This window comes from Spirulina major PCC 6313 (genome assembly GCF_001890765.1).
GTDB lineage: Bacteria > Cyanobacteriota > Cyanobacteriia > Cyanobacteriales > Spirulinaceae > Spirulina > Spirulina major.
This window is the reverse complement of the sequence record NZ_KV878783.1, coordinates 705,928-728,767: the sequence shown is the minus strand read 5'-3', so window position 1 is coordinate 728,767 and position 22,840 is coordinate 705,928. Positions and strand designations below refer to the sequence as shown.

The following is a 22,840-nucleotide window of genomic DNA, read 5'->3' as shown; positions in this document are numbered from 1 at the left end:
AAATCCCATTTCCAACATCGGAAATGGGATCTCAGGATTCAGCTAAACCGAGGACTGATGCCCTTCAGAGTGAACGCATTAACTCGCCGTCGTGCTGGTGGTCTCGTCCACCGTTGTCACACTCACATCCACCGCCTCGGCTTCCGGTGGGGCAAATGCCGCCGCCGTTTTGACGCGATCGATCTTGAACATCAACACCCCCAAAGGCGGCAAGCAAAGATCAATGGAATAGGGTTGATTGTGGTAGCCCCATTCTTCGGCCCATTTACCGCCGAGGTTCCCCATATTGCTGCCGCCGTATTGGCCCGCATCACTGTTGAAGATTTCCGTGTAGAAACCCAACTCCGGCACACCAACGCGGTAATGGCTGTGGGGTTGGGGGGTGAAGTTACAGACCGCAACGATGAAATTCTGATCATCATGGCTGCGACGGATGAACGACACCACACTATGGCTGCTGTCGCTACAGTCGATCCAGTCAAACCCTTCTTGCTCGTAGTCTTTTTGATAGAGAGCCGGTTCCCGTTTATAAAGAGCGTTGAGGTCGGTGAAGAACTGCTTCAGTTGTTGGTGGGCGGTATGTTCGAGCAGGTTCCATTCCAGATCACTCCAGATATTCCACTCACTCCATTGCCCAAACTCCATGCTCATGAACAGGGTTTTCTTGCCGGGGTGGGCGAACATATAGGCGAAGAGCGATCGCACATTGGCGAACTTCTGCCACTCATCCCCCGGCATCTTGCCGATCATATTGCTCTTACAATGCACCACCTCATCGTGAGACAACGCCAGCATATAGTTTTCGCTGTGGTTGTACCACATACTAAACGTGACGTTATTTTGGTGGAACTGACGGAACCAGGGGTCCATGCTGAAATAATCCAACATATCGTGCATCCAACCCATATTCCACTTCAGGTTGAAGCCCAAACCCCCCACATAGGTCGGCCAAGACACCATCGGCCAATCCGTCGATTCTTCCGCGATCGACAACGCCCCCGGATAATAGTTAAACAGCACACTATTGAACTGACAGATAAACTCCCGCGCCTCTAAGTGCTCATGGCCGCCGTAGATATTCGCCGTCCATTCCCCATCTTTGCGGAAATAGTTGCGATACAGCATCGAAGCCACCGCATCCACCCGAATTCCGTCAATGTGGTACTTGTCAAACCAAAACAGCACATTGGACACCAAGAAATTCCGCACCTCATTCCGGCCATAGTTAAAGACCAGCGTGCCCCATTCCTTATGTTCCCCAATCCGAGGATCGTCGTATTCGTAGAGGTGAGACCCATCAAAGAACGCCAAGCCATGGCTATCTTTCGGGAAGTGTCCCGGAACCCAATCCACCAACACCCCAATCCCGGCGGCGTGGCATTGATCCACAAAATACATGAAGTCTTCCGGCGGGCCATAGCGTGACGTGGGTGCATAGTACCCCGTGACTTGGTAGCCCCAGGAGCCATCGTAGGGATGTTCCGCCACGGGCAGCAGTTCGATGTGGGTAAAGCCCATCTCCTTGATGTAGGGAATGAGCCGGTCCGCCATTTCGTAATAGGTGAGATACCGAGCACCGGGCTTATAGTCATTCACCTGGATCGGTTCGCCGTTGCCGTTGCAATATTGAGCGGGATAGTCAATCGATTCGTGCCGCCATGACCCTAAGTGCATTTCATACACAGAAATGGGGTGCTTGAGGGGTTCTGTGCTGCGGCGTTGTTCGAGCCATTCCGCATCATGCCATTCAAAGCTGTCTAGATCCGCGACGATGGAGGCGCATTTGGGCCGCACTTCTTGGTAGAAGCCGTAGGGGTCGGATTTTTCGTAGATATGTCCTTCCCAATTTTTGACTTCGTATTTATATTTGGTGCCGACGGCGACTTCGGGCACGAAGAGATCCCAGGTGCCGTTCCCCCGTTTGCGCATCTGGTGGAGGCGGCCATCCCAGTTGTTAAATTCTCCGACAACGGAGACGTTGCGGGCATTGGGGGCCCAAACGGCAAAGTAAACCCCGGCAACGCCTTCAACGGTGAGCGGGTGCGCTCCCATTTTTTCGTAGATACGGTGGTGGTTACCTTCGGCGAAGAGATGAAGGTCAAAGTCTGTGAGTTGGGGGGATTTGAAAGCGTAGGGGTCATAAACGACACGCTCGTGTTTGCCTTCTTGAATGCGGAGTTGGTAGTTGGCGAGTTCGGGGGTGTCAATTTTGCACTCGAAAAAGTGGGGGTGATGCACGGCTTGCATCAAGTATTCTTTGTGTTCGTCCGGACAAAGTACCCAAACTTTGTCGGCGTTGGGGAGGTAGGCACGCACAACCCAATTTTTGATCGTGCCGTTTTGTTCGAGGGGGTGGGGGCCCAGTACCTCAAAGGGGTCGTGGTGTTGATTCCAAACGATCTTGTTAACTTGTTCTGGAGCAATCATATTGACGTTTTTATCGTGATTAGGTAACAAACACTCGAACGGCGATGTCTGATGCGGTGGGCTGAGGATGATATTGAATTGGGTTAAGTTTAATATATTTTAATAATTCCCGATAATTCCCAAGCTAGAGATTTTCGTGACTAGGGGGGCGATCGCACCCTCAAAATCCCTCTTGCTCTCGGTTTGTCGTCTCCAGGGGCGCAGCCGCCCACCATGCTGATACTGTGTGACCGACATTGCTGCGATCGCTGTCTCTCAGGGTACGGTTGACCAGGATTTTCTGGGTGTTGCCGTTGGAGAGGGTGCGACAGGAGAGTGCTAGGGTTGTGAGTAAGGATGGGGGCAAAATTTCCCCGCTGTTGGATGTCTCGATGATTGTCTTCACGGATGCGCCCCTTTTTTGGCGGTGTCGAAGCAGTAGTGTTACACCATACGTCAATCAGTGGGTTACGGCGGATTGCTGAATTGCAGTGATAGCCGGAGTTTAAGTCGCCTCGACCACCTTACAATCAAGCATCACTTTAGCTGTGCCGCAACAGTGGGATGCTGTTAGCGAAGTGTAACGCACCGTCCCATTGAGCTTGGGACATTCAAGGCGATCCGAATATTCAGTCTTGACTCTGCCTTAGGAAATTCTCATGATATTTTGCCCAAAACAATAGGTATTGCGGCCCTGGGCTTTCGCTGCATACAGGCCCTGATCCGCACGATTAATCACCTGTTCCACCGTCTGATCCTCTGGGGTATAACCAGCAATGCCGATGCTCACCGTCACCTGTAGTGTCCCTGTGGGAATTGTGATCACCAATGATGCAATGTGTTGACAAATGTGTTGAGCGATCGCCTCCGCATCGGCAAGCTCCATCGACGGCAACACCACCACAAACTCCTCCCCCCCAAATCGTCCCACCGCATCAACACTGCGCACCTCAGCCTGTAACTGATGCGAAATTTTTTTTAACACCAAATCCCCCACCAAATGCCCATAGGTATCATTCACCCGCTTAAAGTGATCGAGATCCAACAACAGTAGTGAAAACGGCGTACCGGAGCGCACTGCCCGATCAAACTCCTGTTGCACAATCTCCATAAACCGATAGCGATTCAACATTCCTGTTAACGAATCCGTACGGGACAGGGCTTCCACTTGGGCGAGTGCTGCTTGTAATTCCTGTAGCGTTTGCCGCAATAGTAAATGGGTCTTGATTCGTGCCAAGAGTTCCTGGGATTGAAACGGTTTAGTCACATAGTCCACTGCTCCCACATTAAACGCCTTCACCACATGATCTTGATTGGGGCTTGCCGTTAAAAAAATAATTGGAATATTGCAGCAATGAGAGTCTGATTGCAGAGTTTCACAAACATCAAGGCCATCGATATCTGGCATCATTAAGTCCAGCAAAATTAAGTCGGGTTTAGCCTGCTTCGCCCGTTTTAAGGCTTGTTTTCCGCTGTTAGCAAAGGTGAGTGCATAGCCTTCGGGCCGCAGAATGGCTTCAAGGATTTGGAGATTGCGAGCAACATCGTCCACAATTAAAACCAAAAAACGGTCTGGATTCAAAATCTGGTTACGCATGGGGAGTTTTAGTCAATTTCACATAATTCATTTTGTGATAACAAGGTCATAAAAATCGATTATGTGTAAGGATTCAGGTGGGGGGGGTTGACAAATCAGAAAAACAGCTAGGTTAGCACAATGAAGCCCATCGAGATTCCCCCAGCCGTCGAACGAGAGCAACTGAGACAAGCATCATCAGAGGTGCTGGTGGAACTGGTGTTGCGGCAACAAGAGATTATTCAGCAACTAGTCTGGGAAATAGAGCGGCTCAAGAACAACGCCAACAGCGATAGCGAGAGTTCATCGAAACCCCCATCAAGCGACATCCACAAACGCTCAGAACACCAACCCCCAGAAAAAGAGCCACCAAGCCAAGGAAAGCGTAAACCCGGTGGGCAACCCGGTCATCAGGGAAAAACTCGCAAAGGGTTTGGCAGAATAGACCGCTACGAAATGGTGCGAGCACAAGTGTGTGGGTACTGTGGGAGCCAAGAGTTGAGCCTAGTCCCCCGAAAAACGCGCCGCCATGAAGTAGCCGAGTTAATCCAACCCGCCATAGAAGTAGTGGAGTATGAGCAGCAGTGCTGCTGTTGTAGCCGATGTGGACAGGAAACATGGGGAGAGTTACCGCCGCCAGTGCTGGGAGGTCAAAGCTTAGGAGCCGGACTGCAATCCCTGTTGGTGTGGTTGGGGAACTACGCTCACATGAGCTATGAAAAGCAGCAGGAATTCCTAGAGGAACTGGGGAATATCACCGTGGGAGTAGGGACATTACAAGCGACCAACGAAAGGGCATCCCAAAGCGTTAAGCCGACAGTAGAGGAACTGGGAAACTGGGTGAAACACCAAGACTACGCCCAAGTGGATGAAACACCATGGCTAGTCAAGGGAGTGAAAGAGTGGATGTGGGTAGTGTGTGGGGTGGGTTTTTGCCTCTTCCACGCCGCTGATACTCGTTCAAGGGCGGAATTAGAGACCCTATTAGGTCGAAGCTTTGATGGTGTACTCGTCTCTGATGACTTCAGTGTGTACAACGGTTATGAGGTGAAAGCCCAGCAGAAGTGCTTGGCTCATCTGAGGCGGCACTTCAAGAAAGTCTGCAAGCTCAGGCATGGAAAAAATCCAGAGTTGGCGAAGGCATTCCTGGATTTGATTGACACAGCCTTTGAGCAGCATCGTCAGTGGCGTGAAACCGAGGATGGGGCTGCCTATCATCAATGGGCGGCGGGCTTTATCTATGAGGTGAAGGCGGCTGTGGAGCATTGGCTCCCCCTGGCTGGGCATGAGGCGGGCTTGTTATTGCGCTCTCTACGCGATAAGGCAAATCAGTGGTGGTATTTCCTGTCCCATCCAGAAATTCCCCCGGATAATAATCGTGCGGAACGCTCGTTGCGGTTGGCTGTAACCAAGCGTAAGGTTTGTGGTGGCTCGCGTTCGATGGCAGGTTTTGCCCAGACGGCAAGGTTACTGAGTGTGATTCAGACTTGTCGGACTCAAGGGCGTTCGGTGTTGAGTTTCTTGAAACAAGCTTTGATGGCGACGGCTTCTCCTGAGCAAGTCTCCATGCCTTCCCTCATCCCTGCTACCTGAATCCTTACGATTATGTTTTGAAAGGTTGAATCACATATAAAGATTTAACGAAAATGTTAGCCAGGGTTAATCACAGCACCAAAGGACATCAGGATCAGACGGGTTTCAAACCTCAAAAAACGTAACCGCATGATTATGGTAGGAGTGCAAGGACTAATCCTTGTTTTGTCTCAAGCGATCAAACTCCCATCATTATTTCACTATCATTTCACTATCATTTCACTGAGAACACAACGTCCAAAGGGTAGTAAATTGAGAGTATTTTGGCTGAATTCAAGATCTCTTGATCTGCGATCGCAGGGCAATAATACATTAAGCGTAGATGCAGAAAATAGAGCGTAGAGACAGAAGACGAACCCCGCTACGATTGAGGCAATGGGCCTAAGGTATTCTTTAGTTTACCCCAGGAGAAAAATCGAGGGATTCCCCCTAGACTGACGAAAATACAGAGCGATCGCCTCAGTAAGAACCCTGAAATCTTGTCCACCGATCACCATGACAGGAGAATACACCCGATAGAATGATCAGTGAGGGAGAACGATTGTAGGATGAACCCGCCAGTTTGACGCTGTTCAACGGTCTCAACGGGGATGCCTGTCCGCCGAATATGGGACACGATTGATCTTCCGTGGCCGTCGCTATCTCCAGATTGCGCACCCCATGGTCTGACGAGCGAAGCCAGTGCCGCTTCGATCTGTCTGTGAATCCTCAGATCTCTTCCTCTGTTTTAGACCCGTTACCCATAGCCCTTTTTATTCTGTACACCATTAGGAGTTATTCATTGCGATGGTTTTAGATGTTCCGCAAACCCAATATGAACCCAAAACCCTAGAGATTGCCCGCGAATTAATTGCGGCAACGCGGGAGAAGCGATCGCTCTTTGCCCAAATGCGCGATCAAATGCGTTTGGATGACAAAATGCTCGATTGGACGATGTCAAATCCGAGTTTGCGTTATCAACTGTTCAGCTTCATTGATTGCCTGCCTGCGCTCAAAAGTAAGCCGGAAATTGCGCGGCATTTTCAGGAATACATGAGCCATGAGGATGTAGAACTACCCGATATGCTCAAGAAAATGATTAGTTTTGCCGAAGCGGATTCACCTCCGGCTCAATTGGCCGCGACGACGGTAGAGCAAGCGGTGAAAACCTTGGCCTATAAATATATTGCCGGTGAGACAATTCCCAAAACGATTAAAACGATTGAAAAACTCCGCAAAGATAAACTTGCTTTCACCTTGGATTTACTCGGTGAAGCGGTGATCACCGAAGCGGAAGCGGAACTGTATTTAAATCGTTATGTGGAACTGATTACGGAACTGAGTAAAGCGGCGCAAAAGTGGTCAACCATTCCCCAAATTGACGAAGCCGATGGGGAAAACTTGGCAAAAGTGCAGGTTTCCGTGAAGTTGACAGCGTTTTATTCGCAGTTTGACCCCCTCGATCCCGAAGGGAGTAAGGCGAAGGTGTGCGATCGCATTCGTACCCTGCTCCGCAAAGCCAAAGAAGTGGGCGCGGCGATTCATTTCGATATGGAGCAGTATCGCTACAAGGATATGACCTTGGCGATTTTGAAAGAGTTACTAATGGAAGAGGAATTTCGCGATCGCACCGATCTCGGTATGACGATTCAGGGCTATTTACGCGACTCCGAACGGGATTTAAAAGGTCTCGTTGAATGGGCAAAAACACGCGGCAAGCCGATCACGATTCGCCTCGTCAAAGGAGCCTATTGGGATCAAGAAACGATTATCGCCGTGCAGCATGATTGGCCCCAACCCGTGTTTAACCAAAAGGCCGAAACCGATCGCAACTATGAAAGCCTGATGCAGATTTTGCTCGAAAATCACGAGTATCTCTACGCCGCGATCGGCTCCCATAATGTGCGCACCCAAGCGCGGGCGATGGCGATCGCGGAAACCCTCAACATTCCCCGCCGCCGCTTTGAAATGCAAGTGCTCTATGGGATGGGCGACCAATTGGCCAAGGCTTTGGTGAAGCGCGGCCATCGCGTCCGAGTTTATGCGCCCTATGGGGAATTGCTGCCGGGAATGTCCTATTTAATCCGCCGTCTGCTGGAAAATACGGCGAATACCTCCTTCCTACGGTTGAACTCGGAAGATTACCCCGTGGAGGAATTGATCGCGCCGCCCAAAGTGGAGAGCGATCGCCCCATGATCGCCAAAGCCGCCTATCCCAACGCCCCCGACACCGACTATGCCAACGCAGACTTACGCGCCGCCGCTAAAACCGCCCTCGCCCAAGTCCGCGAACAACTCGGCCAACGCATCCAACCCTACATCAACGGCAAATATGTGCAAACCGAAACCTATCTCGACTCGGTGAACCCCTCCAACCCCAGCGAATTGGTGGGTAAAGTCGGGCAAATTTCCATAGCGCAAGCCGATCAAGCCCTCGCCGCCGCCAAAGCCGCCTTCCCCCAATGGCGCGACACCCCCGTGCGCGAACGGGCGGGCGTGCTGCGCAAAGCCGCCGACATTATGGAGCGTCGCCGCCACGAGCTTTCCGGCTGGATCTGTCTGGAGGTGGGTAAAATCCTGCCCCAGGCTGATGCGGAAGTGTCCGAAGCGATCGACTTTTGCCGCTTCTACGCCGACGAAATGGAACGGCTCGATCAGGGCTTTAGCTATGATTTGGCCGGGGAAACGAACCGCTACCACTACCAACCCCGTGGGATTGCGTTGGTGATTTCGCCGTGGAATTTCCCGATGGCGATCGCCACTGGCATGACCGTGGCTGCGATCGTCGCGGGCAACTGTACCCTGCTCAAACCCGCCGCCCCCTCCTCGGTGATCGCCGCCAAAATTAGCGAAGTGCTGATCGAAGCGGGCGTTCCGGCCGGTGTCTTCCAATACGTGCCCGGCCCCGGTTCCAGCGTCGGCAATCACATGGTGGCGCACCCGGATGTCCACCTGATCGCCTTCACCGGCTCCCAAGAGGTGGGCTGTCACATCTATGCCGAAGCCGCGAAACTGCAACCCGGCCAGAAGCACCTAAAGCGGGTGATTGCAGAGATGGGCGGCAAAAACGCGATCATCATTGATGAAAGTGCTGACCTTGACCAAGCCGTGGCGGGGGTGATTTCCTCGGCGTTCGGCTACACGGGACAAAAATGTTCGGCCTGTTCGCGGGCGATCGTCCTCGCGCCGGTCTACGATGCCTTTTTGGAGCGTCTGGTGGAAGCCGCGAAGTCCCTCAATGTGGGCCCAGCGATCGACCCCAGTACCACGGTGGGCCCGGTGGTGGATGACAAGGCTCAAACGCGGATTTTGGGCTACATCGAAACGGGTAAAGAGGGCGCGGAAATTGCCTTCCAAGGGCTGAAGCCGGAACCGGGTTACTTTGTGCCGCCGACGATTTTCAAGGGGGTGGCTCCGGATGCGGTCATTGCCCAGGAGGAAATTTTCGGCCCCGTCTTAGCGGTGATTCCGGTGAACAGTTTTGATGAGGCGCTGACGGTGGCGAATAACACGAATTTCGCCCTGACGGGTGGGATCTATTCCCGCACGCCCTCCCACATTGAGGCGGCCCGCAAGGCGTTCGAGGTGGGCAATCTGTACATTAACCGCAATATCACGGGTGCGATCGTGGCGCGGCAACCCTTCGGCGGTTTCAAGCTCTCCGGTGTCGGCTCAAAAGCAGGCGGCCCCGATTACCTCCTCCAATTCCTCGAACCCCGCACGATCACCGAAAACATCCAACGCCAAGGCTTCGCCCCCATCGAAGGCGCAGAGTAAATAAGTTCACTGAAGAGGGTGTTTTTGTCTTACCCTCTTCAGTGATTCAAACTAGCAATGAACTTGATGAATATATGCTACAGATCACACTGTTGTTGAATATGATCGAGCAGCTTTAAAGTGAGTTTATAATATTCTTCAATCTTTTGTAATCGGGTATTTTGCTCGCCACCGTGAGCGGCATTATTTCGGATCGCGACAATACTATCTACTGCTGCTTTTATTCCATCATCTAAATCTTCAATTTCATTGCCCCAAGCATCATTGAAGTCTCGTGCTAGTGTTATGATTTTATTTATGTTTGGATTCTGAAAACCTTGTAGTCTTTTTGAGACATACTTATGAATCTCAGGGCTAGATTTATTTTGGGTATAATCTTCATAGAAAGAGATAATCGTTTTTTCTATTAATCCAGATATACGAATACAAATATAGCGCCCTAATTCATTTTTTAATCCATCATCTTGTAGTGATTTTACACTTTCAATTAAGTTATTGAGCTTGGTCTTATTTTGGTGATAATTTATTTTTGACCTTCTAATTTCCATGAACTCATACCACATTCATGAAGGCTTCAGTGGCTAAATCAATTCTTGCTTTGACATTCTTAATGTCAGAAATTTGTCTTGAATTAATGCTTTTTTCTCGGAACTCTTCACTTTCCAAGAGTTGTTCGTAAGCTCTAGAAAATGCGTTCAAGTCTTGAATTTTACCTTTATCTTTTAAACGCTTTGCCAAGCCAACCATGATAGCGTCAAAAACTGCTGCATGAAGTCCACGTCGTGGGCGGAAAGCTTTGATTCCAATTGATTGATAAATCACGTCAATCGCAGATGTGAAAATTAAAGTTAGATCGAATGAAGAATGCTGCTCAAGATTACGATTTTTGAGCATAAAGTTATTCAAAAATTCTTTCATGTTGGATGTTTTGTAGTTATCAAAATCCAAATAAAGAGCCAGGAATCTTAAGATTAGCTCCTGATCTTTCATTCTTCTTCCAATATCTGGTTTATGTACATCATCTTTGCCTTGAAAGATCTTTTGCCAAACTTCGTTCTTGTTAAGTTTATCAAGAAAATTATTAAATTCTCCGTAATAGATACATGAGCGAATTTCTTGAGGAAAAAGCTTTGATCCACCTGTATTGAGTCTCTCAAAAATATGATAGATACTACTCTGATTGAGATCAGATTCCTCTGGCTCCTCTTGTCGAACAATAGTTGCTGGAATGATTGAATCATCTAGCATTCTACGATCAGAAGCTAGTAAGGTTTTATAGGTTACGCCTTCAAACTGTTTGGCAACACCACTGAGTTTAAAAACTTTATCATCAACGAAAATGCCTTTATAGAAAGACTCTAGTGTTCTAAGTCGTTGCTGTCCGTCAATAATGATCAGTTTATTGTTTTCGTCCTTTGCCAAAAAAATGCCGGGTACAGGCAAACCGAGTAAAAGAGACTCAATGAAACGAGAAGCTTGCTCTATCTTCCATACATAAGCTCTTTGAAAATTAGGAACAATGATATCCCCGCGTTCAATTCTCTTAACCAATCCATCTACGGGATAATCAGCCCCATAACTTGTGATGTAGTAACGGGTCGGTGGTATGTCTTGCTCTTCGGAGTTATCGATATCTTGCTCTTCGGAGTTATCAATGATCATGTCGGAAGTAGCCATTACCTAAAAAACCAACTTTAACCGTACTATACAACAAATAAGAACTGAGTACGATCGCACGCCCCCTCCAACTCCGCATCAACAAGATCGTCGAGTTCGTTTTGTTGGTCAGGATTCAGTGTGTGATTTTGATCGCGGGCGGTGCGCCATTGATTCATTAATTGGGCGAGGCGGTTTTGCTGATCGGCGGAGAAAAAGCGATCACACCTCGTTGCCAAGGCACGATCGCCCCCCTGTTGATCCTATCCGTTAGCGCGATCGCTGAGGGCGGCGCGGGCCTGTTCGCGATCGTCGAAGTACAACGTTAGTTGTATTCTACTGAATTATTCTTTTTTGCCTAGCTTTAACCAATTAAAGATATCTTGCGCGGTGAGTTGTAACTCTAGATCAGGTAAGACTTGTAATAACTGATCGCCTCGGCAGATTTTAACATCCTGTGGGGCGGTTAAAATTAGCACTGAATAATCATTTGGATCAACTAGCCAGCCTAATTTTGAACCATGTTTCAAGCAATGCAAAAGATTGTCAATGACGCGGTTACTACTTTGGTCAGGTGACAGGATTTCGATCGCCCAATCTGGTGCAGTGAGAAACTGATCTTCGGGTTCACCCAATTCATTAAACTGAATCGCATTGAACGAAATCATCACAACATCCGGGACAATCGAGCGACCGCCAAAGGTACAACGCAGTTCGGGAAGGGTTAAATAGTTTTCGTTGAGGCCATCGAGTTGAGTTAGCAGACGTTTTTGTAAAAGGGAATGTCGTAATTTAGGCATTGGCTTTTGAACAGCATGGCCGGCGACATATTCCCAGGCGGGTGATTGTTCAAGCTCAGGTAACTCCAGAAAGTCTTCTAGGGTTAGGGATTGAGAGAGGACAGGGGTCATGCTCTTCAGAAAAAGAATGAAGGGGACTTGTGATGATGGAATGTGGGTGATTTGCCGTGCAAGTTTCAGTTTAACGTGACAACCATCCCCCCATGATCACCGATGTTCCATGGAGCAGCGGTGATCATGCCCCCACGATGACGATCGCACCCTTTGATCCTAGCCGTGAGCGCGATCGCTGAGGGCGGCGCGGGCTTGTTCGCGATCGTCGAAGTGGATTTTTTCGGTGCCGAGGATTTGATAATCTTCGTGACCTTTCCCCGCGATTAAGACCCCGTCACCGGGGTGCGCCGTGAGGATCGCTTGACGGATGGCAGCGGCGCGATCGCCCTCCACCATCGGCTCTGCGGTCGTGGGAATTCCTGCGACAACATCCTTAAGGATTTGGTCGGGGTCTTCGGTGCGGGGATTGTCCGAGGTGACGACGGCCAGATCCGAGAGGTCGGCGGCGATTTTACCCATGATGGGGCGTTTGGTGCGATCGCGATCGCCCCCACAGCCAAACACACAGATCGACCGCCCCGGAATAAAGGGCCGCGCCGCTTTTAATAAATTCTCCAAACTATCGGGGGTGTGGGCATAGTCCACAATCACCGTAATGTCTTGCTCTGGGCTGATCTGCACCCGCTCCATCCGCCCCGGAACCCCCATGAACTCCGGCAACCGCGCCATGATCGTCTCCAGTGCAACCCCCAACTCCAACGCCGCCCCCGTCGCTGCTAGCAGGTTCGCCAGATTAAATTGACCCACCAGCGGCGATTGGAATTGCGCCTCACCCTGGGGCGTGTGGATCGTGCCTGTTACGCCCGTCGCGCCATAGTCCAAATCACTCAACCACAGATCCGCCGTCGCATCGCTGACGCTGTAGCTCCAAGCTTTGTCGCCCAATTGTGCTAGCAACCGCTGACCGTAGGGGTCATCTGCATTGATGATCGCTCGCCCGTGCAAATATTCATCGTTAAACAGCAACGCCTTCGCTTGGAAATAGTTTTCCATCGTGCCGTGATAGTCCAAGTGATCCTGGGTCAGGTTCGTGAACACCGCCACGCGGAACGGACAGGCCTTCACCCGCCCCTGATGGAGACCGTGGGAACTCACTTCCATGACGGCGTGTTGGCTGCCGGCATTCCGGGCGTGGGCGAGTTGGGCTTGGAGATCGATGGCGAAGGGGGTGGTGTTGACGGCGGTTTTTTCGTAGCCGGGCCAACGGGTGTAGAGTGTGCCGATCAAGGCGGTGGGGGCAGGGTTGAGGAAGTATTCGATCAGGTGGGTGGTGGTGGTTTTGCCGTTGGTTCCGGTCACGCCGACGATCGCCATTTGAGTCGCCGGTTTGTCATAAAAGACCGCCGCCACCGTGGCGCATTGATGCACGAGATCCGCAACGGGGATCACGCATTCCCCGGCTTTGGGGGGACATTTCGCGGCGGCTTCCGGCGTGACGATCGCAGCGATCGCCCCCGATGCGATCGCGCCACTCCAAAACTCACCCCCATCCACTCGCGTCCCCGGCATTCCAATAAACAAATCCCCCGCCTGACAAGCGTGGGAATTGGTGGAAAGTCCTTTCACCTCTTGATCGAGGGCGGCATGGTTGGGCAGATCCAACCCCGGCACTTGACTGAGCAATTCACGTAATTTCATTGGCGGCACTCCTCACGGGTAATTAGCGATCGCAACCGAATCTAAAACCGAGCGATCCCAGGTTTTAACGATTTCTTCATAGTTTTACCGATTTTTGGATCGTTTGCGCCACCTGTTGCACCGATGCGCGGGGCGAAAGGCGCGGAATCGGGATTTCTGCGTCGCCCTGACGATAGATCAACACGGGGATCGTGTATTGATATTCGGCAAACCAATCGGGGTTGGTGGTGATGTCGCGCACCTCCAATGCCAGGGGAATGTCAATTTGTTCAAGTTTGTCCTGGAGATCCTCGCACAGATGACAACCGGGTTTGCCATAGAGAATCAGGTGCAAAGGAGAGGATGGAGACGGTTTTGGTGTGCGGGCATTTTGCCCACGGTCTGCCCAGCGTGAAAACATGATGTTGTTCGGGTGAGGAGTTCATTTAAGTAGGTAGGGGTAGAAAAACTCACTTGTATTGAGAAATATAAATCTTGCTGTACTCCTTGTCAGGCAAGGCTCCTGGCTCTGTTTACAATCAGAAACATAGTTGACTACTTTAAGGCTGATCTACTTAGTGCAACGTCAAGCTTAAAATTGTAGGTAAACTATGGGTTACAAATTCTATCAAATCTGACGATCGCGATCGCTTTACCCATCTTTTTAAGCTTGTCGGTGTACTACTAATCTCTTGATGTCCCATAATCATTTAGGATTGCTATCATAGTCCCAGCGATTTCTGTGCCAATCTTTCTATCATTGTATATCCAAGGCGCGATAGCTGATGAAAAGTAATTTTTAAATGACGAAACGTTGGTTTGAGATTGTATAGTGAAAAACCATCATTAGGAGTAAAAAAAGGCTTTTGATATGCTTCTAGAAATTCACGCAAATCCTCAAGACAATAACGACTGTCTGTTACCTTTATAATAAAATTTTTTAATTCTATTTCAGGTAAGATTTGAAGACCATCTATGAATTTTCCTTTATTTCTAATATCAAGCTGGTTTGCAATATCACTTAAATCTCGTTTTGAGGTTTTCGTTGTATGTAATATATGTAATGCTGCAAACAGAGCCTTATGATTTTCAAGCGGGGAGTAATTAAATAGGAAAAAGATATATTCTAAGTCATTGCCTGAAAAATTCATACAACCACTTAAATCTAATTCAGTTATGGGTGTGATGATATCGGTTAATCCCAACAAATAGCGAAGATAGATAAGTATAAACTCTAGTCTGGGCATATCAATAGAATTTTGATATCGATCAATATCAACTTCTGAGAAATAAGCATTTACCAGATCTGCATCCTCAATATATCCAGTGACCTTACCTTGTGAAAAAAGAATATGACATTCTCTTGAGCAAAACCGATTATCCTCAGATTTTGTATGTAGACGGGAGAAAGTATCACCGCAACAAGGACAGTAGTTGGGAAAGGCTCTATCTATATAGAGTATTTCAGCCTCTTTCGCAAATTTTTGCTCTGGGTCTCGAATAACTTGTTTACGCCTTGATTTATGCAACAATAATTGAGTGATCTCAGGATATGTTTTCCATAGTGAGGCAATAATTGGTCTTTGTAATTCCTGGCTAACATAAATATTTTGTTCAGATAAATCCTGCCAATTAATATAACGCATTAGCTTATGAGATCTTTATTAAGATAACTAGAGATAGAAAGTAGTACACCGACAAGCGTAAAAAGAGGGGTAAACCATGGGTTACAAATCCCATCGAATCTGACGACAGTGATCGCTTTGCCCACAAAATCAAGCTTGCTGGTGTAGTAAGGCGGGCAATGCCCACCACAGCAAATTAAGGACGGTGACTTCAAATCTGTAACCACTGCGCCACGGTTGCGGGTAACGGCAGCAGGATTAACACCAATAACGTCAACGAGGCTAACCCTAAACCGTCCCGGACTTGGTTTAACTCGGTGACATCATTGAGGGCAGGTTCGTCCATGTTGGGCATAAACAGCAAGAACACCGCCCAAATAATAAATTCCGAGCGGACAAAACCCAACACCAACATGATCAACCGCGCCACTTGGCCGATGCCCATGGCCATCCGTTGCCCAAACATGGCATGGACAATATGGCCGCCGTCGAGTTGACCGACGGGCATCAGGTTTAACGCGGTGATAATCACGCCTAAATAGCCCGCGACGGCGATGGGGTGGAGTTGGATCGCCATTTCGGGGGTGAATTGACTGCCGAGGGTGAGCCGACTTAATACCCCTAGGAAGAAGGAAAAGCGCGGATCGAGGGATTTGAAATTGAGCAGGCTGGACGTTTCTTCGAGGGGGACGGGGGTGGAGAGGTGCAGCCCCCAGATCAACAGGGGCAGGGCGATGATGAAGCCACCGATGGGCCCGGCGAAGGCGATATCAAAGAGGGCGCGACGGTGGGGCATGGGCGATCGCGTCTGAATAAACGCGCCAAATGTCCCTAGGAAAAAGGGCATTGGGATGAAGTAGGGCAGCGTTGTGCGGACGTGATAATGCACTGAGGCGGCGTAGTGGCTAAATTCATGCACCGACAGGATCAACAGCAGCGGCACACTGTAGGCGAGGCCTTGGAGCAGCAGGCTGGGATCGGCTTGGAATTGGTCGGGGCTGATGTTGGCGAAATCCATGCCCACAACGGTGGTGGTGAACAGGGTGATCAGCAGCAGGGCAGCGGCGAGGAGGGGGCGTTTGAGGGGTTCGGCGTGGCGTTGGGTTTGGGTTTTGTTCCAAGGGTTGGGGACGAGGGCGAAGAAGGGTTTATTGGGTTGGCCTTCTTGAAAAACGAGGAGAAAGCGATCGCCAAAGGTCGATTCCACATTATCCCGCACTGTCCGATAGGCCACCTCTGGGTTTGTCGTCAATCGTCCCCGACAGAGAATCGCTTGGGGGCGATAGTCCACCGCCTGGAGGTAATACACCCCCCAGGGGAAACAGGTGCGCAAATTCTTTTCTTCTTCGGCGGTTAAGGGGTTGGGGTCTTTGATTGTGGCGAGTTTCGCCAGGGGTGAAGCGGTGCCATTTTCGGCGGCTTCCCCGTCCTGAGTTGCTGTGGTGGGGGGAACTTTGCGACCCCGCTGAATCAACCACCAATAAAGAATCGTACAGACCACAAAGGGCAGCAACGCCACCGCCAAGGGTAACGGCTCATCTTCTCCCATAATTACCATCCACAGGGAGAGACACACGGGCGGGGCCATCAAGGTCGCCCACAGCAGCCAAACGGGGGTATTGGTAAGCTGCACGACGGTGCGCTTCACGATAAGGTAACTAATAATGCCCAACACAAGGAGCAGAAGTACTTCCACAATTTCCATACAGTATCTAAATCATTACTAGGAGAGTCTATGCAACCGTTGTCGGGACACCACAATCCTGATCACCCGGCGGATTGGCCCACACCGAACGCGGTGTTACCGGATATCTTTACCCTACCGGTTGATCCCAAGACTGCGGGGGGGGCGGCCTATTTCATTGTAGAAAATAGTGGCCAGAATATTATTGTAGACTGCCCCCTGTGGACGGAGGAACTCGAACAGTTTTTAACGGCGCAGGGTGGGGTGGCGGCACTGTTCATCACCCATCGTGATGCGATCGCACCCTCCCTCGGTCATATCCAGCAACGGTTTCACTGTTCTGTGGTCATCCAAGAACAGGAGGCCTATCTGATTCCAGAGCGATCGGTGACACCGTTTCAGGATGACTATCGCCTCTCTCCGGATCTGCTCGCCTTCTGGACTCCAGGCTATTCTCCGGGTTCCAGTTGCCTCTATTTTGAGCAGTACGGCGGGGTTTTGTTCACGGGGCGACATCTCCTCCCGGTGGCAACGAATGCGATCGCGCCCCTGCGCCGTCCGAAAACCTTTCACTGGTTTCGCCAGTTGGCCAGTGTGGCGAAGTTGCGCGATCGCTTCACCCCGGAAACCCTGCACTATCTCTGTCCCGGCGCAAATACCCGCTATCTCGGCGAGACGGGCATCATTGCCAATGTCTACCCCCATTTGGCCGCCCTGGATTTGGATGATCTACGGCGACAGGTGGCGATCGCTCCATAGCCACCGCGCCATTGAGCCACACAACCCCCAAAAACACACCGGGTACAAAAAAGGATAGGGGGTCGCCCTATCCTCTCGTCCTGCAAAGGGTCTGGGATTTCAAGGCCTAGGGTTAGGCCTTGAGCGATCGCCCTTATTTCACCGCCAGTTCTTTTTTCGCATCTTCCGCCGCGAGGAATTTTTCCAATTCCGTCAAGGCATCAGCATCTACCTTCGTTTGCATCGGGCAGAACTTCGGCCCACACATCGAGCAGAATTCAGCAGTTTTGTAGATGTCAGCGGGGAGGGTTTCATCGTGGTACTCGCGGGCACGTTCCGGATCGAGGGATAGCTCAAATTGTTTATTCCAATCGAAGTTATACCGCGCCGCCGACAGTTCATCATCGCGATCGCGTGCGCCCGGACGATGCCGCGCAATATCCGCCGCATGGGCCGCAATCTTATAGGCAATCAGCCCATTGCGCACATCCTCCGCATCCGGTAACCCCAGATGTTCCTTCGGAGTCACATAGCACAGCATCGCCGTCCCATACCAGCCCGCCATCGCTGCCCCGATCGCGCTCGTAATATGGTCATACCCCGGCGCAATATCCGTCACCAACGGCCCCAGCACATAGAACGGCGCTTCGCTGCACTCCTCCATCTGCTTCTTCACATTGAACTCAATCTGATCCATCGGCACATGGCCCGGGCCTTCTACCATCACCTGCACATCATGCTCCCAAGCGCGGCGGGTCAATTGTCCCAGGGTTTTTAGCTCCGCCAACTGCGCCTCATCCGACGCATCATGGGTACAGCCAGGACGCAGGGAATCCCCCAAACTAAACGACACATCATAACGCTTGAAAATTTCAATAATGTCGTCAAAGTGGGTATACAGCGGATTCTGCTTATGGTGGTGGAGCATCCAACGGGCGATAATCCCACCGCCCCGCGACACAATCCCCGTCACCCGATTGCGCACCAACGGCAGATGCTCAATCAAGATCCCAGCGTGGATCGTCATGTAGTCTACGCCTTGCTGGGCGTGCTTCTCGATGATATGGAGAAAGTCTTCCGGGGTGAGGTTTTCAATATTGCCGTGGACACTTTCGAGAGCTTGATAGATCGGCACCGTGCCAATGGGGACAGGGGACGCATTAATGATCGCCGTGCGAATCGTATCAAGATCGCCCCCTCCAGTTGATAAATCCATCACCGTATCCGCACCGTATTTCACCGCAAGATGAAGCTTAGCCACTTCATCATCCAGGTTGGAGGTGTTGGGGGATGCGCCGATATTGGCATTAACTTTGCATTTGGTGGCGATCCCAATTCCCATCGGTTCGAGATTCGGGTGATTGATGTTCGCGGGGATGATCAAACGACCCCGCGCGACTTCATCCCGGATCAGTTCCGCTGGTAGGTTTTCGCGCTTGGCCACAAAGGCCATCTCTTCCGTGATCATGCCTTGGCGGGCATAGTGCATCTGGGAAACGTTGGCTTGGCCTAGGCGTTTGGCAACCCATTCTGTACGCATATTTGGTTCCTCAAAATTACAGCTTCCCTCCGCTGGTGCTAACCAGTCTCAGGTTCTAAGGGTCTCTCTCAGCTTCAGTTGGGAAGCACCCCTAGCTTGATGAATGATCTTATCACGGAGGTCAGAGGGATGGCGCGATCGCATTGAATTGCTTAAGGGTTTTGGGGGGGGATTAATTGATGGTGTAGGGGCGATCACACCATACAAACCCCAGGGCAGGGGGCTATATTGTTTTGTTTAACGGTTCCCAACAGTTTGTAGCAGTTCCCTCAGTGCAGGATAAAAGTTGAAATGTACTACAGAATATTGATTTTGATGGAGTGGGAGCATCCTGCTCCCTATTTTTCTGAATCCCAGCGGGATTTTCTCTGAATCCCAGCGGGATTTTCTCTGAATCCCAGCGGGATTTTTTCTGAATCCCAGCGGGATTTTTTCTGAATCCCAGCGGGATTTTCTCTGAATCCCAGCGGGATTTTCTCTGAATCCCAGCGGGCAAGATGCCCGCACTACAGAATAATAGGATTTTCTCTGAATCCCAGCGGGATTTTCTCTGAATCCCAGCGGGCAAGATGCCCGCACTACAGAATAATAGGATTTTCTCTGAATCCCAGCGGGATTTTCTCTGAATCCCAGCGGGCAAGATGCCCGCACTACAGAATAATAGTTATTGAGTCTGAAATTATGGGATTTCTTAACCTAAATAGAGAAAAACATTGAGGCCGGGAATGGTGCGGGAGAGTGTCCATAACAGCAGGGCAACATACACTAATCCGAGGCTCCATTGATACCAGACGAGGGCAGCGATTAGGCCGGGTAAATCGTGATCGCGTAGACGGATATCATTGAAGCCGAATTTGAGAATATTATTCAAACTGAAGTCGTAATAGTTGAGCCAACCCCAGCGACGATCGCACAAAATCGGCTGGTAGCGATCGCGAAAAAAAGGAAACCGGGGAATGATCGGCAAGCGAATAATTAAAAGTTGTAATTGTCGTAAACTGCCATCTTCGACGAGGTAGGTTTGATCGAGGGCATCATGATAACGACCGCGCCGATAGAGAGGAATAATGAGGGCTAATGGGATCGGAATTAAAAAGATACTGAGGCAGATGAGGGTGAGGAGGGGATGAGCCGCTCGATGCCAGAGAAAGAGAAAACTAATCGCACTAATGATCGTAAAGCTACTTCCCATCCAAAAGGTTTCTAGGCGAGTGGGTAAAAGGGGTGTGGGAAGCTGACGGCGGACGCGATCGACGATCCACATGGCGATCGCAAAATAGGCACAGGTCAACAGACCGAGGGTGAAAATCAAACCCGCATCGGTTCCATAATTGCTCAGCAACAGCAACACACTTAAACCCACGATGATCAATAAATCCAACCAATGACGGGGCAGTTGATACCAGGGGGTGGCCTGGAGTTCTGTGAAAATTTGCTCGATTTGGAGGCGCGATCGCATCACATCCAATTGATTGGCATCGGGGATCTGTTCGAGGCGGCGAAAACTGCGAATTAAGGACAATAACAGGGCTTCATTGCCGGGTAAGCTTGAGACCTGAATGAGGGAGCCAATTTCACCTTTGTCGCCGAGAATTTTGGCGTTTTCACTATCGAGCACAAGGCCATCTAACTGGGCATTGGTGTGATGGGTGAATTGGGTATTACTCAGATTCATGATGTCGAGTAATTTCACATCTTTGGCGTTTAAGCCGCCGTCGAATTGGCTGCCGCGAAAGGTGACAATTTTCTCAAAGGTGGCATCGGAACAGTCCAGGGTATCGGCAAAGAGACTTTTATTGAGTAGAGCGCGATCGCGCCAACGGGTTTGACTGAGATCGCCCCCCTGCTGCCAGCGCGAACCGAGCCAATTGGTTAGGCCATTGAAGGTGGTTTTGCTAAATTGGGCGGTATTTTCAAACTGCACTGCGTTGAAGTTGCCCGCTGCGATCGCCGCATTTTGGATCAGCACAGGCGCGAGAAACCAAGCGGCCTCAAATGTTGCCAGTTCTTGAAACTGAGCCGCTTCAAAATCAACGCGATCGCTCCACACCGTGCGCGACCAATCGCCCCCCTGTTTAAAAATTGTGCCGTGGGCGCTGAAGGGCTGCAAAAAAATCGCGTCGGCAAAGTCCACCGGACCGCGAAACTCCGTAGCGGTGAGGTGTAAACCCACCCGGATCAGAGTGCGGTAGGGCAGGGCGGCAAAGGATTCGGTAATCGTCGTGTCAGAGTCGAGGGCGGGGGCTAGCCGTGCCTGTTCCGGGGGGGTCAATTGGCCGCGGAGGGCTTCGGGCGCGAGTTTGACCCTTGTGCCTAACGGGGCTGCTGACCAATCACCATAGACGACGGAATGGCTAAGATCGAGGACGACGGGGTGCGGGCGGCGGGTCAGTTTGGGGGCAAGGGGGGTGAAAAATTGCGATCGCTCCTCTTCCGTCGTCAGATCAATTACCAATTGCGTTAGATCAATCCATTCTTGGCCATCGATGACTTGGCTATGGGCGAGGCGATCGGCCAATCGTTCCGGCGTAACCGGGAGACGTTCCGCCGCCGCCGGGCCGCTCATCACCCACCAAAACAGCAACCCCCAACACAGCCCCAGCACCCATTGTCTAATCCGGGCGAGCCTCGCCCTTGCTTCGGTGGTTTGTCCCATAGAATTACGCTAGTGGGGACGGAGAGGGAGTTCAATTTGGAACGTGGTTCCCTGACCGATGACGGATTGAATGGCGATCGCGCCGTTATGGGTAGCGACGATTTGGCGGCAGAGATACAGCCCCAAGCCATGGCCGGAGCGTTTATGTTTGCCTTGGCGGAAGGGTTCAAAAATGCGCTGCTGATCAGCCGGGGGAATCCCGATGCCCGTGTCAGCAATTTCAACAACCACATGATTGGGGACGCTGCTACTCGAATGCACCCACACCGTCACCCCGCCGTGATCGGTAAACTTAATGCCGTTGCCGATTAAGTTGGTGAACACCCGTTTGAGTTCGAGGCGATCGCCAATCATATCTTCACGATCTGCCTGCCAATTAATACTTAAATTCAGTACCTTTTCTTCGGCCAGGGGGCGCAGTTCGCGCACCACTTCTTCAATCAGTTCACGAATATTGAAGCGAATAAAACTGATGATTTTACGGCCCACTTCGTAGCTATAGGCTTCGAGCAGATTATTCAACAGCCGTAACAGGTGTTGATTGCTGCTCATAATCGTGGTCATGGCTTCGTCCATTTTGGGCGTGACGGGGCCAAAGGTTTCGTTGCGCAGCAGGTCTAACATCCGATCAGCGGCCACGAGGGGCGTGCGCAGATCATGGGTGAGGCAATGGACAAAACTTTCGCGCTGTTCGATGCTTTGTTTGAGCCGGAGCAGCGATCGCACCCGCGCCTGAAGTTCTTCAATCTTCACGGGTTTACGGATAAATTCATCGGCTCCCACATCGAGGCCCTGGACGAGGCTGGGGTGTTCGTGGGCGGTGATCAGCAGGATGGGAATATAGGGCAGTTGCGGATGGGTACGAATCCGCCGCGTCACCTCATAGCCGTCCATTTCCGGCATCATCACATCGAGCAAAATCAGATCCGGGGGATCTTTTTCAATCTGAGCTAAAGCGGTGGGGCCATTATCCACTAACACCACATCGTGCCCTTCTTTTTCCAGGGCTAACTGCACCAGAAATAGGTTATCCGGTGCGTCGTCCACCGCGAGGATGTAATGTTTTTCAGTCATTGATT

At 50.7% G+C, this 22,840-nt stretch carries 17 protein-coding genes and 1 riboswitch; of the genes, 3 read left to right on the top strand and 14 right to left on the bottom strand.

The genetic code is table 11. From position 1 onward, the window contains the following. Positions 1-78: 78 nt before the first annotated feature. The 3 genes from glgB to SPI6313_RS03320 all read right to left on the bottom strand — a co-directional run bounded on the left by glgB (position 79) and on the right by SPI6313_RS03320 (position 4,003). Positions 79-2,427 carry a 1,4-alpha-glucan branching enzyme gene (glgB, locus tag SPI6313_RS03325; protein WP_072619712.1) on the bottom strand — a complete coding sequence of 783 codons (2,349 nt, stop codon included), beginning with the start codon at positions 2,425-2,427 and terminating at the stop codon, positions 79-81. A 160-nt stretch (positions 2,428-2,587) separates the two neighbouring features. Next, the gene (locus SPI6313_RS22700; RefSeq protein ID WP_139276479.1) at positions 2,588-2,812 is read right to left on the bottom strand and encodes a hypothetical protein; all 225 of its coding nucleotides are present in this window, start codon (positions 2,810-2,812) and stop codon (positions 2,588-2,590) included. A 240-nt stretch (positions 2,813-3,052) separates the two neighbouring features. Beyond that, positions 3,053-4,003: a diguanylate cyclase gene (locus SPI6313_RS03320; RefSeq protein ID WP_072619711.1), complete on the bottom strand. Its 951-nt coding sequence runs from the start codon at positions 4,001-4,003 to the stop codon at positions 3,053-3,055. A 120-nt stretch (positions 4,004-4,123) separates the two neighbouring features. On the opposite strand from SPI6313_RS03320, the gene tnpC reads away from it, so the two are divergent. Both tnpC and pruA read left to right on the top strand, forming a co-directional pair. Beyond that, on the top strand, positions 4,124-5,575 hold the full coding sequence (gene tnpC / locus SPI6313_RS03315; protein ID WP_072619710.1) for an IS66 family transposase: 1,452 nt from the start codon (positions 4,124-4,126) through the stop codon (positions 5,573-5,575). A gap of 786 nt (positions 5,576-6,361) precedes the next feature. After that, positions 6,362-9,331, top strand: a complete 2,970-nt coding sequence (gene pruA / locus SPI6313_RS03310; RefSeq protein ID WP_072619709.1) for an L-glutamate gamma-semialdehyde dehydrogenase — start codon at positions 6,362-6,364, stop codon at positions 9,329-9,331. 77 nt (positions 9,332-9,408) lie between these two features. Here pruA and SPI6313_RS03305 read toward each other — a convergent pair whose 3' ends face one another. The 8 genes from SPI6313_RS03305 to SPI6313_RS03275 all read right to left on the bottom strand — a co-directional run bounded on the left by SPI6313_RS03305 (position 9,409) and on the right by SPI6313_RS03275 (position 16,848). Next, complete coding sequence (locus SPI6313_RS03305; RefSeq protein WP_139276477.1) at positions 9,409-9,879, bottom strand: HEPN domain-containing protein; 471 nt, start codon at positions 9,877-9,879, stop codon at positions 9,409-9,411. Positions 9,880-9,883: 4 nt separating this feature from the next. Continuing rightward, on the bottom strand, positions 9,884-11,008 hold the full coding sequence (locus tag SPI6313_RS03300; protein WP_217650488.1) for a DUF262 domain-containing protein: 1,125 nt from the start codon (positions 11,006-11,008) through the stop codon (positions 9,884-9,886). A 26-nt stretch (positions 11,009-11,034) separates the two neighbouring features. Further along, positions 11,035-11,226, bottom strand: a complete 192-nt coding sequence (locus SPI6313_RS22695) for a hypothetical protein (RefSeq protein ID WP_139276476.1) — start codon at positions 11,224-11,226, stop codon at positions 11,035-11,037. Positions 11,227-11,331: 105 nt separating this feature from the next. Continuing rightward, complete coding sequence (locus tag SPI6313_RS03295; RefSeq protein ID WP_072619707.1) at positions 11,332-11,898, bottom strand: Uma2 family endonuclease; 567 nt, start codon at positions 11,896-11,898, stop codon at positions 11,332-11,334. Between the two features lie 159 nt (positions 11,899-12,057). Beyond that, complete coding sequence (locus SPI6313_RS03290; RefSeq protein ID WP_072619706.1) at positions 12,058-13,539, bottom strand: UDP-N-acetylmuramoyl-L-alanyl-D-glutamate--2,6-diaminopimelate ligase; 1,482 nt, start codon at positions 13,537-13,539, stop codon at positions 12,058-12,060. Positions 13,540-13,615: 76 nt separating this feature from the next. Next, a complete protein-coding gene (locus tag SPI6313_RS03285) occupies positions 13,616-13,873 on the bottom strand; it encodes a glutaredoxin family protein (protein WP_072619705.1) in 258 nt (85 codons plus the stop codon). A gap of 367 nt (positions 13,874-14,240) precedes the next feature. Continuing rightward, a complete protein-coding gene (locus SPI6313_RS03280) occupies positions 14,241-15,164 on the bottom strand; it encodes a hypothetical protein (protein ID WP_072619704.1) in 924 nt (307 codons plus the stop codon). A gap of 190 nt (positions 15,165-15,354) precedes the next feature. Next, positions 15,355-16,848, bottom strand: coding sequence for a site-2 protease family protein (locus tag SPI6313_RS03275; protein ID WP_072619703.1), 1,494 nt, complete (start codon positions 16,846-16,848; stop codon positions 15,355-15,357). A 30-nt stretch (positions 16,849-16,878) separates the two neighbouring features. Between SPI6313_RS03275 and SPI6313_RS03270 the strand changes: the two genes are divergently transcribed. Next, complete coding sequence (locus SPI6313_RS03270) at positions 16,879-17,586, top strand: MBL fold metallo-hydrolase (protein WP_072619702.1); 708 nt, start codon at positions 16,879-16,881, stop codon at positions 17,584-17,586. A 133-nt stretch (positions 17,587-17,719) separates the two neighbouring features. Here SPI6313_RS03270 and thiC read toward each other — a convergent pair whose 3' ends face one another. The 3 genes from thiC to SPI6313_RS03255 form a co-directional block, all read right to left on the bottom strand. After that, complete coding sequence (thiC, locus tag SPI6313_RS03265) at positions 17,720-19,105, bottom strand: phosphomethylpyrimidine synthase (RefSeq protein WP_072619701.1); 1,386 nt, start codon at positions 19,103-19,105, stop codon at positions 17,720-17,722. 7 nt (positions 19,106-19,112) lie between these two features. Beyond that, positions 19,113-19,208: riboswitch (TPP riboswitch) on the bottom strand. A gap of 588 nt (positions 19,209-19,796) precedes the next feature. Next, complete coding sequence (locus tag SPI6313_RS03260; RefSeq protein WP_072619700.1) at positions 19,797-21,761, bottom strand: hypothetical protein; 1,965 nt, start codon at positions 21,759-21,761, stop codon at positions 19,797-19,799. Between the two features lie 9 nt (positions 21,762-21,770). Next, complete coding sequence (locus SPI6313_RS03255) at positions 21,771-22,835, bottom strand: ATP-binding response regulator (protein WP_072619699.1); 1,065 nt, start codon at positions 22,833-22,835, stop codon at positions 21,771-21,773. Positions 22,836-22,840 lie beyond the last annotated feature (5 nt).

Coding starts and splice junctions, on each gene's coding strand:
- tnpC (WP_072619710.1), top strand. CDS start 4,124: ATGAAGCCCATCGAGATTCCCCCAGCCGTCGAACGAGAGCAACTGAGA.
- SPI6313_RS03255 (WP_072619699.1), bottom strand. CDS start 22,835: ATGACTGAAAAACATTACATCCTCGCGGTGGACGACGCACCGGATAAC.
- pruA (WP_072619709.1), top strand. CDS start 6,362: ATGGTTTTAGATGTTCCGCAAACCCAATATGAACCCAAAACCCTAGAG.
- SPI6313_RS03260 (WP_072619700.1), bottom strand. CDS start 21,761: ATGGGACAAACCACCGAAGCAAGGGCGAGGCTCGCCCGGATTAGACAA.
- SPI6313_RS03305 (WP_139276477.1), bottom strand. CDS start 9,879: ATGGAAATTAGAAGGTCAAAAATAAATTATCACCAAAATAAGACCAAG.
- glgB (WP_072619712.1), bottom strand. CDS start 2,427: ATGATTGCTCCAGAACAAGTTAACAAGATCGTTTGGAATCAACACCAC.
- SPI6313_RS03290 (WP_072619706.1), bottom strand. CDS start 13,539: ATGAAATTACGTGAATTGCTCAGTCAAGTGCCGGGGTTGGATCTGCCC.
- SPI6313_RS03275 (WP_072619703.1), bottom strand. CDS start 16,848: ATGGAAATTGTGGAAGTACTTCTGCTCCTTGTGTTGGGCATTATTAGT.
- SPI6313_RS03280 (WP_072619704.1), bottom strand. CDS start 15,164: ATGCGTTATATTAATTGGCAGGATTTATCTGAACAAAATATTTATGTT.
- SPI6313_RS03295 (WP_072619707.1), bottom strand. CDS start 11,898: ATGACCCCTGTCCTCTCTCAATCCCTAACCCTAGAAGACTTTCTGGAG.
- SPI6313_RS03320 (WP_072619711.1), bottom strand. CDS start 4,003: ATGCGTAACCAGATTTTGAATCCAGACCGTTTTTTGGTTTTAATTGTG.
- thiC (WP_072619701.1), bottom strand. CDS start 19,105: ATGCGTACAGAATGGGTTGCCAAACGCCTAGGCCAAGCCAACGTTTCC.
- SPI6313_RS03270 (WP_072619702.1), top strand. CDS start 16,879: ATGCAACCGTTGTCGGGACACCACAATCCTGATCACCCGGCGGATTGG.
- SPI6313_RS03300 (WP_217650488.1), bottom strand. CDS start 11,008: ATGGCTACTTCCGACATGATCATTGATAACTCCGAAGAGCAAGATATC.